This is a genomic window from Methylobacterium sp. P1-11 (genome assembly GCF_008329595.1).
Taxonomy (GTDB): Bacteria; Pseudomonadota; Alphaproteobacteria; order Rhizobiales; family Beijerinckiaceae; genus Methylobacterium.
The window spans coordinates 13,320-25,973 of record NZ_NPKS01000037.1 but is presented as its reverse complement, the minus strand read 5'-3'; the positions used below and the strand labels follow the sequence as shown (position 1 = coordinate 25,973).

The window sequence follows — 12,654 nt, the reverse complement described above, 5'->3', positions numbered from 1 at the left end:
CCTCAGTCCAAGGGAGCGGAGCGAAGCTGGTTGGCTTCCTGCGCGGTCACCGCCGCGCCGTGGTTGCCCCAGGTGGTCCGAATGTAGGTAACCACGGCCGCGACCTCGTTGTCCGAGAGCGATTGGGCGAAGGGCGGCATGCCGTAGGGACGCGGATTGCCTTGCGTGCCCGGGGGATAGCCCCCGTTCAGCACCATGCGGATCGCGTTCACCGCCGACGACATCTGGATGGACTGGTTGCCGGCTAGCGGCGGGTAGTGCGGCGGCTTGCCTTGGCCTTGCGCGCCGTGACAGCTCGCGCACTGGCCGTCGTAGACCGTCTTGCCGAGCGCGAGCAGCAGGCTGCTCTCGGCCGTGGGCACCTTCGACGTGACCGGCGGCGGGACCTCCTGGCCGAGGCTCTTGAGGTAGACCGCCATGGCCCGCGTGTCCTCGGGCGTCAGGTACTGGAGGCTATTGTAGGTGACCTCCGCCATCGGGCCGTAAACCGCGCCGCGTCGCGAGACACCGGTGCGCAGGAGGTCGGAGATCTCCTCAATGGTCCAGTCACCGACCCCGGCCTCGCGGTTGGAGGTGAGGGACGGCGCGTACCAGTTCTGCATCGGGATGAGCCCGCCCTGGAACGCCTGCGACTCTGAGTTGCCGCCGAGCGCGTTGATCGGCGTGTGGCACATGCCGCAGTGGCCGAGGCCCTCGACCAGGTAGGCGCCCCTGTTCCACTCCTCCGACTGCTTTGGATCAGGCTTGAACTCGCCTTCGCGGAAGAACAGCGTACGCCAGCCGAGGATAAGCTGACGATTATTGTAGGGAAACCTGAGATCGTGCGGCCTATTCGCCTGCTTCACGGGCGGGACCGACATCAGATAGGTGTAGATCGCGTCGCTGTCGGCGCGGGTCACCTTGGTATAGGAGCCGAAAGGCATGGCCGGATAGAGCAGCCCGCCGTCCGGCGAGCGGCCGGTATGCATCATCTGGTAGAACTGGTCGGAGGTCCACTTGCCGATCCCGGTCTCCGGATCAGGCGTGATGTTGGAGGTGAAGAGCGTGCCGAAGGGGGTCGCCATGGACCTGCCGCCGGCGAAGGGCTTGCCCTCAGGCGCGGTGTGACAGGCGATGCAGTCGCCGGCTCGCGCCAGGTACTCGCCCTTGGCGAGTAGGCTAGCGTCAGGACGGGCGGCTGGTGGGGTCTGAGCTTCGGCGGCGGTGCCGAGGAGCGCGGCGAGCAGAGCCGGGAAGACCATGCGGGCGAGGCTAGCCACGACGTTCCTCCTCACTGGGGCTGGCTCCCGCAGGCAAAGGGGAGCGCGTAGGTCCCTTTTGGAACGGAGCGGCGCTCCTCCGGCGCGGGTCGCGAGGAGAGCCATGCGGTGACGGCCGCGACGTCCGCTTCCGTGAGGTGTCCGGCGACGACCTGCATGCAGTCCGGCGAGAGGGCGGTCCGCGTGCCGTAGCGCCAGGCGCCGAGCTGCGCGCTGATGTAGCTGGGCTTGAGCCCGAGGAGACCGGGAATACCCGGCTCCATGCCGGTCAGGTTGGGACCGTGGCAGCTCGTACAGGCCGGGATGTTACGCGCGGCGTCGCCCTGAGTGACCAACCTTCGTCCTGTTGCCAGTACCTCCTCTGCGGCAGTTGGAACGGCGGGAGGCGGCAGCGGCGGGTTCAAGCTGGCCAAATACTCAGCCATGTCCTTAAGGTAGGCTTCTGGCAGGTACGCCAGAAGGTAGTTCATGGGCGGGTAGTGCCGCCGGCCGTTTCGAAATGCCACGAGCTGGTTGAAGAGATAACCTGCCGGCTTGCCCGCGAGGCGCGGGAAGTAGGGATCGCGCGTCCCTTCGCCCTGTGCGCCATGGCAAGGGGCGCAGGCCAGCACGCGCTCGGCCATCGTATCCGGTGGAGATGCGGGGGACTCTCCGTGCGCCGGCCCCAGCACCGATCCCATCAGCGCAATCGCGACAGCAACGCCAAGAACCAGGTGCAAGACCGCTCTCCGGCTTCTGTAACCCCGCGAGGCGCACGCACTCGCCGCATCGATGGCGCCGGGGATACGTGCACCTTGGCGGGGCGCCTTCGCGCACCGTAGCCGAAAGCGCCCCGCGCTCTTTGCGTTTGCGCAAACACGTCTTCAGGTTGTGCCGAAATCCGCGTGCGCCTTGCCCCCACCGTGCTTGGCCGTGCTGCCGTGGGCCCTTGAGGTGTATCAACGCGCCCAGGGGCCGGACAGTGCACTGATCGCGGGCCAGCCGAAGGCCCGACCACCCTTCAGCTTTCCAGACCGTGCCGTCATCGGCACCAGCCACTGTCCCGGAGAGTAGCAGGAAGGGGGCTGGTAGCATCAGGATGAAGACAGAAGGGAGCGATGAACCAATCACCGCAAAGGATGAGAGCGGCCGCAGGTGTGTTATTCAGCGATCTCGATCGCGAAGCAGCCGACGCCTTGCTGGACGCTGCCACGCACCGTCAGATTGCGGAGGGCATGGCCCTCTTCCACCAGGGGGATGTGCCCAGCCAGCTCTTCCAGGTTGTGACCGGATTGGTGAAGCTGTCGCGGGTTGGCACGAACGGTGAGCAGACAACGCTCCGGTTCATGGGACCCGGTGAGCTTGTCGGTTGCGTCGCGATCTTCCAGCAGTTTCCCTTTCCCGCAACCGCGATTGCCAGCAAGCCTTGCAGCTTGCTGTGCTGGAGTGCCGCGCAGATCCTCGAACTCATCCACCGCTATCCCGCAGTCGCATCGAATGCGCTGAAGAGCGTCGGAGGTCGCGCTCAAGAGATGATCGAGCGGGTGACGGACTTGAGCGCTAAAGGGGTGGAGGCACGGCTCGCCGGCGTTCTCCTTCGTCTGGCCAGCCAAGTCGGGCGCACTTCTCCCAAGGGCGTAGAGATCAGGCACCCGGTCACGCGCAATGACATGGCCGAGATGACGGGTGTCACGTACTTTACTGTGAGTCGGGTCCTCAGTGCCTGGCAGAAGCAGGAAATCGTGCGACTCGGCCGTGAACGGGTAATCGTCGTTGAGCCGCACAGGTTGGCCCAAATTGCTGGCTGAACATCAGCAAACCGGAGGCAGCTGCTGCCTCGCTCATGCAATCCATCCCTCCGTGTCGTTGGCTCACGGCGGCGTCGTCCGTAACTCCTTCTCCCCCGAGCAACAGCTGTCTGCAGGTGAGCCGAATAGGCGCGGCGGGCGGTGTAGGTCTGCTGTTGCGTGATGAGCACCTCTTTCGGCGGTCCTAGAACGGCAACCGATCAAGATTAATAAATTGTTAACAGCAGGGATTCGTAGTCTGATACTCAGACTTCTACGAACATCGTTAATTTCATCCCGCGGCTATCAGTCTGCGGGCTGCTTCAAGATCGACATGCCCGTTCAAGGCGCGCCCAGGCGAGGTCCGCTCGAGCCGCACCCAAGAGGGACAAAATGCGCTGCTGCAATGTCGGCTTTAGGGAAATTGCTGGAATCGCCCGACGGACCGCAATGGGAATATGACGGTCGAGGCTACTGCCCTGGCGTGTGCAAAAAGGCTGCACGTGATCGGGTCGATTTAGACACGCGACCAGTGCTATCTCCCGTGAACCTTCGCCAATCCCAGGCGCTGCACCTTGATGCTCACGCGACGTGCGCTGCTTTCCCGCCCTGCATTAACCGGCGCCCTGGCCACAGCGGGCAGCCTGATGAGCGCCGGTTACGCGACGGCGTTCGAGCCACATCGCGTGCAGGTCACAACCTACCGTTTGTCGCCCCGGGGCTGGCCGCCGGGTCTACGGCTGCGCATCGCGATCCTGACCGACTTCCACGCTCATCCGCGCTGCATGGGCGAGGTTGAGCTCGCGGCGGTGGTTGCCCGGACCAACGCGCTCGCGCCCGATCTCATGGTGCTGCTGGGGGATTACGCCTCGCAGAGCCCAGGACCGGTGCCGATCGAGACGGTCGCCGCCATCCTGCGCGACCTCGCGGCACCGAAGGGCGTCTACGCGATCCAGGGCAACCATGACTGGGGCGACGATCGAGACGCGCGCCGTCGTGGCCACGGCCCCACACAAGCCGAACGTGCGCTACGGGCGGTCGGCATTCCGTTCATCGAGAACACGACGGTGCGGCTCGATCTTCCCGTACCGATCTGGCTGGCCGGACTGGAGAGTGAGGAGACGCCGAGTGTACCGAGCGAGCGAGGGAGATTCGACCGCTACCGCCTCGGTACCCTGCAACGAACGCTCCGGGATGTGCCGGTCGACGAGCCCGTGATCCTGCTGGCGCATGAGCCAGACATCTTCGCCCTGGATCACGATCCGCGTGTGGTCATAACTTTGTCGGGCCACACGCATGGGGGCCAGATTCGCATCCTGGGTTGGTCACCCTGGATCCCGTCCCGCTACGGTCTGCGATACGCCTATGGCCACATCGTCGAGCGAGACCGGGATCTCGTGGTCTCAGCCGGCTTAGGCTCTCACTTTGTGGCCGGCCGCCCGGTACGCCTGGGTGTGCCGCCCGAGATCGTGATCGTCGATCTCGGGCAGGCAGACCCTGCTACATCATAAGACGCTGAGCTGCGTCACTCGGCAGAAGCCGCTCGCGGAGCTTTTCTCGGCCTGCGGGAACGCCTCTCAATAAAATCAACAGCCTGCCTCAGCTTCCCAAGCTGAATGTCGTCAGTTCGATCCCGATCGCCCGCTCCACTCCCTTTCCTTATTTGCAGCAACGGCTTGCGCGGGGATCTTGGTCCTCATCGATGAGGGTCTGTGGCCTCGCGATACAGCGGGGATACAACGATGGGCGGCCCGCCGCGTCGTATTCGCAGGTCAGGGAATCGCTAACCGATCCTCGAATCCACCCCTACTCACAGTCGCCGATCGGTGCGCCGCGAGCCTATGACGACCCTCCGATTGATAGCGAAACGCGCCGCGTCCTGAGCCGGCAAGACCTGCCGATGGGAGACCAGCCGGCCCGCGCATCGCTGTCGCTGGAGAGCGCCATGGCCGTGTATTTCACCGCCGACTGCACCTGGGGCATCAAGGGGTGCTAGGCTTCGGGTGCCGCCCCTTCGGGCCTGCCGCAAACCCGAATGGGCTGAGGTTTGCGGGTCGTTAGCCATACCTGCCCAGCTTGCCGCTCCGATCCGGAGTGATGGCGTACTGGTTCGGATTCCCGACGCGAACAAAGCATGAAAGCGGGGCGGTAGAGGCTCTTCTGCGCTCCGTACCGGGGCTCGCGACACGCCCGGCGGACGTACCGCACGCGGGACGACGCGCGCGGACGTGTTCGGCTTCGGATTGGCGCCCGCAAATTCGGCTCTGCCCGACCCATGGCTGTCGTAAGGGCGGAACGGACCGCCCGCGGGAGACGTGACATGACCAAGACGATGATCTTCGTGCTCGTGGCCGGCAGCCTGATCGGCGCGGCGCACCCCGCCCTGGCGCAGGAGCCGGCCGCGTCCGCCGAGCCCCGCGGCAACCAGGAATTCATCGGCGTCGATCTCGACAATGGCGGCGTCTACTACAACGGCCACGACTCGGGCCGCTTCTGCGTCTACCGCACGGTGGACGTGTTCAACCGCTACACCGGCTACGTCGAGGCCCGCCGCGTGCGCCGCTGCGGCCGCGGCCTCTACCTGCGCTGACGGGGGAGCGGCATGATGCTCGCCCGGCTCTCCCCCCTGCACCTCGCGGCTCTCGGCCTCGTCTTCGCGCTCATCGACCGGATGTGAGCGGGTGTGCCCCGGCCATCGCCGCCGGCATTGTCTCACCGGTCCTGGCCGACTATTCCGGCCCCGGTCCTGAGTATTCGGCGACGCGTGCAGTCGCGTCGGCAGCCGAGAAGGAGAGGCGCATGGTGACCCCCGTCACGGTGTCGGCTCGTCGTGGACATCCGTGCCTGCCGCGCGGCTGGTTGCTGGTCCTCGTGCTGGTCGCGTGCGCCTGCCTCTGGTGCGGCCGCGCCCGGGCCGCCGAACCCACGTCCCTCGCCGACAACGGCGACTCGGTGGCGGTGGTGATCGGCAACCGCGACTACAAGCAGACCGTGCCCGTCGACTACGCGCACAACGACGCCGACGCGATGCGCGACTACCTCGTCCAGCGCCTCGGCTACCGCGAGGCCAACGTCTTCGTCCTCAAGGACGCGACGCTGAACGAGTTCAACCAAGTCTTCGGCACCGAGCGGAACCCGCAATCCGGCCGCCTGTGGCGCAGCGTGCGCGAGGGCCGCTCGAACGTGTTCGTGTACTATTCCGGCCACGGCGTGCCGGATCTCGCCACGCGCCAGCCGTTCCTGCTGCCGCAGGACGGCAACCCCAACCAGGGCGAGAGCGGCTTCTCCCTCGAGACGCTCTACCGTAACCTCGACCTCGTGAAGCGCAAGATCGGCCCCGAGCGCCAGCTCGTGGTGATGGTGGATGCCTGCTTCACCGGGGAGACCGGCCGGAAGGGCGAGAGCCTGCTGGCGGTCTCGGCCCCCGGCTTCGCGCCGGCCAAGCCGAAGGCCGAGGCGGGGATCGTCCGGGTCGTCGCGACCTCGGGGGCGACACCGGCGAACTGGGACGCGGCGAACAGGCTCGGCCTCCTCACCAGCCGGTTCCTGATGGGCGTCTCCGGCCTCGCCGAGGAGTCGGGCGGCGACGTCCCCTGGGCCGCGCTCAAGGCCTATCTGCGCCGCGAGGTTGCGGAGGCGGCGCGCCGCGCGAGCGGGCGCGAGCAGGTGCCCGAGGTGGACGACGCCCCGATCGTCCTCAAGGCCTCGGCTCCGGTCGCCGCGGTGGCGGACGGCGTCGCGCAGGTGCGCGACGAGGCGGCGTGGCGCCGGGCGGAGGCGCTCGGCACCCAGGCGGCCGTCGAGACCTATATCGGCACCTGCGGGCCGACCTGCGCCTACCGCGCCCAGGCCATGGACCGGCTCTTCGCCGGCCGGCAGCGCGACGCGGCGGCCCTCGACCAGGAGAACTGGGCGACGTTCGGCGCGGCGCGGCAGTACCAGGCCTATCTCGACTCCTGCGGCGCGGTCTGCGCCTACCGCAGCCTCGCCCTCGGCTACCTCGGCGGCTCGGATCCCGCGGCCGACCCGCGGGTCAAGCGGTGCGACGCGCTGGCGGCCGGGACGGACGATCCCGATCGGCCCGCGGCCGTGACCGGGATCAAGCTCGGGCGCATCGAATCCGCGGCCGCCATCGAGGCCTGCCGCCCGGCGGCGGAGGCCTACCCGAAGCTGCGCCGCCTCGCCTATCAGCTCGGCCGCGCATACGACCGCGCCGACCGCTACAAGGAGGCGTTTGCGGCCTACGACCAGGCGGCCAAGGCCGGCAGCATCTCGGCGATGAACAACCTCGCGGCCCTCTACGAGAACGGCCAGGGCGTGAAGCGCTCTCAGGCCGAGGCGTTCCGGCTCTACAGGCGGGCCGGCGAGGGCGGCAACGTGGTGGCCCTCGCCAACGCGGCGCGCATGCTCGAGTACGGCAACGGCATCCCCAAGGACGAGGCGCAGGCGGTCGCCCTCTACAAGCGGGCGGTGGATGGCGGCGACGTCGCGTCGATCTCGAAACTGGTGCCGCACTACGCGACCGGCGCCTACGGCTTCCCGAAGGACCTGCGCCAGGGCTTCGACCTGTTCCGGCAGGCCGCCGACCGCGGCGACCCCGTCGCCATGGCCACCATGGCGACGCTCATCGACAACGGCTTCGCGCGCTTCTTCCCCGGCGTGCGCTCCGCCGACCTCGTGCTGCAGGCCCTGAAGCGGGGCGAACTCGGCGCCGCCTCGGTCTCGGCGACCGACACCGCGGCCCAGAAGCTGAAGCCCGACACGATCCGGGCGGTCCAGAAGGCGGTGAAGCAGGCGGATTACTACCCCGGCGCCATCGACGGCCGCTTCAACCCCGTCTTCGTCCGCGCGCTCGACCAGTACGCGCGCGCCAACGAGGCGGAATGAGCGGACCAGGGCCGGCGCGGCCGCGCGCCCCGATCTGCCGCACCAGGTCCACGCGCCGCGCGGGATGGGCGGGCCGGCGGCCGGCCCTGCTCGTGGCCGCATGCCTCGCCGCATCTCTCGCCGCGCCGTCCCCGGCCCGCGCCGATCCCGGAACCGCGGCGCTGACCCCCCTCCTCGACGCCGTGGCGGCCTGCACCGGCCGGTCCGACCTCACCCTCGCCGTCATCGGCGTCGATCCGGGCCAGACCGCGCTCTCGCGCGAGCAGGCCGAGGAGGTGCGGCTCGCGGCCGAGACCCGGCTTCAGGCCACCGGCCGCGTGCGCCTGGCGGCCGCGGCCGACGTGGTGCGCATCAAGGCCCTGCGCGAGGGCACCACGGGACTCTCGGCCAGCGAGGCCGAGGCGCAGATCCGCGCGGCCTTCGCGGGCGACGCCAGCGTCTTCCTCGTCGACACGCGGCGCGCGGGCGACACCGCCGCCTTCCGCCTCCAGGCCATCACCAAGGCCGCCGACTGCAAGGCAACCAGCGAGCCGGTGGTCGTGCCGATCCGCGCCGGGCCGGGCGTCTCGGACATCGATGCCGTGATGGAGGGCGCGGTCCGGGCGCTCGACGCGGCCGTGCCGAACGCGAGCCGCGTCGACCTCTGTCCCTTCGCCACCGATGGCGGCCACTCCTCCTGCGCGGCGGCCCTCACCGACCGCCTCGCGATCGCCCTCGACGCCGAGGCGCGGGCGCCGAACCGCATCCTGAAGGGCGGGCGCCTGGAGGTGCGGCGCCAGCCCCCCGGCGGCGCCTGCCCGGGCACCGGCCTCACGGCACGCGGCCGCTTCCTCACCGATCCGGCCCGGCAGTTCTGGATGGAGCTGGAATTCCAGCGCGACGGGACCGTCGTCGCGCCGACAGGACGCCGCCGCATCGGCATCGAGGGACTCGGCTGCGATCCCACGCCGCGGCCCTTCCTCGACCACGTGGCGGCCACGGCGCCGACCGACGGCGCCCGGCTCTCGGTCTCGGCGGTCTCGGCGCCGTTCGCCCGGGGCGAGCGCCTGGAAGTGCGGATCGACGCGAAGGCGCGCCAGAACCTCTACTGCTGGGTCCTGGCTCCGGACGAGACCGCGTTCGTCGCGCTGCCCGTGCGCGGCAACGCGGCCTCGCAGGCGCCCGTCGCCCCGGGCACGGCCCGGCGCTATCCCCGCGGCTACGGGCTCGACGAGATCGTGGCGTCCGAGCCTTTCGAGAACCTCTTCGCCTGCTTCGGGGTCGAGGGCGGTCTGCCCCCCGAGCTTGCAGCGCGCTGGCTCGACGCCGCGCCCGCCGCCGGCACGGAGGCGCGCCTGCTGCAGCCCGCCGAGGTGCTCGATCTCCTCGACAGGATCCGCCGCGTGCCCGGCGTGACCGAGGCGACCGCGCGCATCACCGTGCGTTGAACGCGCGCGAAATCTGCTCTGGAGGCCCAAGGCTGAGACGCGATCAGCTCACGCAGGGGTTTCGGGGGATGACAGGGGGTCACGGAAAGTTTATCGGCGAGCCGGGCCTTCGGGCGCGCCAGACAGACCGCGGGGGGCGACTCATCGGGGGCTACGACGAACGCTGCGCGGCTGACTTCGCCAGTCTCGGCGAGGGGCGCGACCTGACGCGCGAGGACCGGGCATGGCTCGTCCGCGTCGTGACGGGCGCCGTGCGACCGAACCGCGACAAGCCGCTCTGGGATCTCGCCCACGCCCTCGCCGCCCTGGCCGCCCTCGCGCGGGCGCGGGACGGACGCGACCTCGTCACCCTCATCCTCGACCCCCGGCTGGCCAAGCCGGCGGCGGCCGCGTCCCGCTTCGCCGACGCGCGGTCGGAGGGCGCCGCCACGGACGCGCGCGGCCTCGTGCTGTCCGGGGCACGGGACTGGCGCTGCACCTGGGCCGGGCTCGGCCGCCTGCTCACTGTCGCCGAGTTCCTGCTGACCGCCGACGATCTCGCGTCCTTCGCCACGGTGTCCGGCTGGCTCGACGAACTGGTGCGCGCCCCCGGCCCCGACGCGGCCGAGTTCCTGGCCAAGCGCCTCGCGCGGCAGCTCGCGGCCTACAGGAACGCCCACCTGCCGCTCGCCCCCCTCGAGCGGCGCTTCCGGGCGATCCTCGACCACCTCGACGGGCGCACGGCCTTCACCGACGACGACATCGTCGGCTTCTGGCGCGGCGAGATGGCGGCGGGCGACGAGCGGCCGGGCTTCCGCACGGTCGCCGAGCACTTCGTCACCTTCGAGGTCGCCGGACATCTCCTGGGCAGCCTCGCGAGCCTCGGTTCGGCCGCCTCCCTCGACGCGGTCGCGGGCTGGGAGGAGCGTCTCGACGCCTCGCTGGCCGACCTCGCCACCGCCGAGCCGGCGGAGGGGCTCGCGGACCTGCTCGCGGACCTGCCGGACGGCCCGAAGATCCTGACGGGCGCGGAGCGGGACGACCTCGCCGACCTCCTGCGCCTCGACCCGTTCCACCGAACGCGCCCGCTCACCAGCCTGCGCGCGGTGAGCTTCGGGCGGGTCCAGTCCGGGCTCGCGAACCGCCTGCGCCGCGGCGGCGGCGGGGCCGGCCTCGCCGAGCGCGCGGCCTGCGCCGAGGCGGAGAGCTACGCGGCGGTGGCGGCCCGCGCGAAGGCGCTGTCGGCCCATCTCGCGCGGATGCTGCGCATCGCGGCGGCTCTGCGCCTCGCCGCCGCCGACGGCCTCGCGCCGGAGGTGCGCGCGGCCCTCGCCGCCGCGGAAGCCGACCTGAAGCGGGTGCGGCGGGCGGGCTTCGACGACCGCGCACAGGTCCAGGCCGGATTCGCCGCGGCGGACGCGGCGCTCCTGCGCCTCGCCGACGAGATCGGCGGCCTGGAACGGGCGCTCGACGCGCTCGCGCGGCAGCGCCCGCTGGACGCGGCCTTCGCGGCCGACCGCGCCGTCTTCGCGGAGACCCTCTCGGCGGCCTATGCCGGCGAGGCGGCGGCGTGAGCGAGGAGGCGGCGCGCCTGCTCGCCGAGATCCACGCGGCCCGCGCACTGATGCGCACGCCCGCTCCCGCCACCGTGCGGCCCGCGACCGCGGCGCTCTGGGCCCATGCCGTTCGGGAGGCCGGCGCGCCGGTCGACCTGGCGGTCGTGCGCGCGCTCCGCGGCGACCCCGAGACCGCGCGGCGCTACCGGACGCTGCTCGCCGGGCAGGCCGTGGCCCACGCCCCCCTGGCCATCGCCGCCTCGGACGGCGACCTCGCGGCGCGCCGGGTCGGACCCTTCGTCCTCGAGGTGGTGCCCGCCGACGGTGATGCGCCGCCGCTTCTGGTCATCCGCGGCGGCGGCGACAGGCCGGTCCGGGCGCTGGAGGTGAGCCTCGGCGACGACGCGGTGCGGCTCGCGCTCCCGCCGCCGGTCGAGGGCGCGATCGTGATCGCCCTGGACCCGGAGGTGCCGGAGGCCGACCGGCTCGGGCAGCTCCTGCGCGACCCCGCCGCCGCGGTCTTCCTGCTGTGAGGGCCGGAACGCCATGACGCTGGCCGCGGTCCTCATCGTGGTGCCGACCACGGGCGGCCCGCTCGTGGTGCGCTCGCTCAAGGTCCGCCCCGGACTGCCGGCCTCGGCCGCCTTCGCGCAGGGCGATTACCGGCCGCTGCCGTGGTCGGGCGACTACGCCCGTCTCGCCGCCCCCGGCGGACCGCTCTCGTCCCTCACGGGCGCGACGGCCGCGCACGAGCTGCGGCTGTCCGGCTCCTTCGACGCCGGCCGCTCCTGGGAGGTGCCGGTCTGCCTGGCGCACGGCCTCCTGGCGCGGGGACATCGCCTCGTCGCCGAGCCGGGGGAGGCCGATCTCATCCTCTGGGCGACGGGCGCGGTCGATCTCGACCTCGCGGTCCTGCCCGGCGACTACGCCCTCCGCGACAAGATCGAGCGCTCGCGCGCGCTGCTGGACGCCGCACCGCAGACCCCGCGCGCGGTGCTGCTGCCGGAGGGTCCCGAGCGGGCGGAGGCTCTGCTCACCGTCCAGGCCCTCGGCGCCCCGGGCGCCCTCCGTCTCCTGCCGGCGACCACCGTGGCGGCGGCGCTGGAAACCCTCGCGGCGCGCGAGGCCGCCGACGCAGGATCCGCGATCCCCGTGCCGCGGCGGCGGCGCGGCCCAGCCGTCGCGGCCGGAGCCCTCGCCCTGGGCCTCGCCGGCGTCGCCCTCGGGGCCGTCTACGCCCGCCCGCCCACGGCCGAGGCACCGGCGACCGCCGCGGCCGGCCCGGAGCCGCGCCCGGGCCAGCTGGGCGGGAGAGCGGCAGCGCCAAGCTCCGCCACGGTCGGCGTCACGGCCGCGTCCGCGCCCGCCGCCGCGCCCGTCATCCGCGTGGACGAACTCGTCGCGCCCGCCCGCTCCTCCTGCCGGCGGGTCGCCTTCGGGGCCGACCCGCCCGAGCGCCGGCCGGTGCCCGAGGAGGCGGAGGGGCGGCTGCGCCCGACCCGCCTCGCGCCGGAGCTGTGCGGCCTCGCCTTCCGCTCCGCCCTGCCCGGCAGCCGGATCGAGGTCGGCCCGGAATTGCGCGCGGCGTCGCTGCCGCCGAGCGCCCTCAACGACGGCGCCCAGGCGTACTTCCTGCGCGAGGGCGCGCGCCAGAACTTCGTCTACGCGGTCCAAGCGGTTCCGGAGGCGGGAGCCGCGCGCCGCATCACTCACGCGCTCGAGCGCCCCACCGAGCGCCGCATCGAGCGTCCATGAGACGTCGCGTCGGCGAAGCGGCGTC

10 protein-coding genes are annotated in these 12,654 nt (G+C 71.2%); 8 read left to right on the top strand and 2 right to left on the bottom strand.

Annotated elements, in window-relative coordinates; translation table 11 throughout:
* Window positions 1–2: 2 nt before the first annotated feature.
* Both CIW48_RS27545 and CIW48_RS27540 read right to left on the bottom strand, forming a co-directional pair.
* A complete protein-coding gene (locus CIW48_RS27545; protein WP_149313609.1) occupies window positions 3–1,259 on the bottom strand; it encodes a cytochrome c in 1,257 nt (418 codons plus the stop codon).
* Between the two features lie 11 nt (window positions 1,260–1,270).
* Window positions 1,271–1,939 carry a c-type cytochrome gene (locus tag CIW48_RS27540; RefSeq protein ID WP_246695443.1) on the bottom strand — a complete coding sequence of 223 codons (669 nt, stop codon included), beginning with the start codon at window positions 1,937–1,939 and terminating at the stop codon, window positions 1,271–1,273.
* A 417-nt stretch (window positions 1,940–2,356) separates the two neighbouring features.
* Here CIW48_RS27540 and CIW48_RS27535 point away from each other — a divergent pair, with 417 nt between their 5' ends.
* The 8 genes from CIW48_RS27535 (at window position 2,357) to CIW48_RS27500 (ending at window position 12,629) form a co-directional block, all read left to right on the top strand.
* Window positions 2,357–3,046: a Crp/Fnr family transcriptional regulator gene (locus CIW48_RS27535; RefSeq protein WP_149313608.1), complete on the top strand. Its 690-nt coding sequence runs from the start codon at window positions 2,357–2,359 to the stop codon at window positions 3,044–3,046.
* A gap of 557 nt (window positions 3,047–3,603) precedes the next feature.
* Window positions 3,604–4,536, top strand: a complete 933-nt coding sequence (locus CIW48_RS27530) for a metallophosphoesterase (protein ID WP_149313607.1) — start codon at window positions 3,604–3,606, stop codon at window positions 4,534–4,536.
* Window positions 4,537–5,345: 809 nt separating this feature from the next.
* Entirely contained in the window at window positions 5,346–5,615 is a 270-nt protein-coding gene (locus tag CIW48_RS27525) for a hypothetical protein (RefSeq protein ID WP_149313606.1), read from the top strand.
* Between the two features lie 209 nt (window positions 5,616–5,824).
* Entirely contained in the window at window positions 5,825–7,912 is a 2,088-nt protein-coding gene (locus CIW48_RS27520; protein WP_149313605.1) for a caspase family protein, read from the top strand.
* On the top strand, window positions 7,909–9,339 hold the full coding sequence (locus CIW48_RS27515; protein WP_246695440.1) for a hypothetical protein: 1,431 nt from the start codon (window positions 7,909–7,911) through the stop codon (window positions 9,337–9,339). Before CIW48_RS27520 ends, CIW48_RS27515 begins: the two co-directional genes overlap by 4 nt.
* Before the next feature lie 68 nt (window positions 9,340–9,407).
* Window positions 9,408–10,892 carry a hypothetical protein gene (locus tag CIW48_RS27510; RefSeq protein WP_246695439.1) on the top strand — a complete coding sequence of 495 codons (1,485 nt, stop codon included), beginning with the start codon at window positions 9,408–9,410 and terminating at the stop codon, window positions 10,890–10,892.
* Window positions 10,889–11,407 carry a hypothetical protein gene (locus CIW48_RS27505; RefSeq protein ID WP_246695438.1) on the top strand — a complete coding sequence of 173 codons (519 nt, stop codon included), beginning with the start codon at window positions 10,889–10,891 and terminating at the stop codon, window positions 11,405–11,407. Before CIW48_RS27510 ends, CIW48_RS27505 begins: the two co-directional genes overlap by 4 nt.
* 13 nt (window positions 11,408–11,420) lie before the next feature.
* Complete coding sequence (locus CIW48_RS27500; RefSeq protein WP_149313604.1) at window positions 11,421–12,629, top strand: hypothetical protein; 1,209 nt, start codon at window positions 11,421–11,423, stop codon at window positions 12,627–12,629.
* The last annotated feature ends 25 nt before the right edge of the window (window positions 12,630–12,654 follow it).

Bases quoted from the DNA above. Each gene is read 5' to 3' on its own strand.
- CIW48_RS27500 (WP_149313604.1), top strand. From the start codon at position 11,421: ATGACGCTGGCCGCGGTCCTCATCGTGGTGCCGACCACGGGCGGCCCG.
- CIW48_RS27540 (WP_246695443.1), bottom strand. From the start codon at position 1,939: ATGGGATCGGTGCTGGGGCCGGCGCACGGAGAGTCCCCCGCATCTCCA.
- CIW48_RS27520 (WP_149313605.1), top strand. From the start codon at position 5,825: ATGGTGACCCCCGTCACGGTGTCGGCTCGTCGTGGACATCCGTGCCTG.
- CIW48_RS27530 (WP_149313607.1), top strand. From the start codon at position 3,604: ATGCTCACGCGACGTGCGCTGCTTTCCCGCCCTGCATTAACCGGCGCC.
- CIW48_RS27510 (WP_246695439.1), top strand. From the start codon at position 9,408: ATGACAGGGGGTCACGGAAAGTTTATCGGCGAGCCGGGCCTTCGGGCG.
- CIW48_RS27535 (WP_149313608.1), top strand. From the start codon at position 2,357: ATGAACCAATCACCGCAAAGGATGAGAGCGGCCGCAGGTGTGTTATTC.
- CIW48_RS27515 (WP_246695440.1), top strand. From the start codon at position 7,909: ATGAGCGGACCAGGGCCGGCGCGGCCGCGCGCCCCGATCTGCCGCACC.
- CIW48_RS27525 (WP_149313606.1), top strand. From the start codon at position 5,346: ATGACCAAGACGATGATCTTCGTGCTCGTGGCCGGCAGCCTGATCGGC.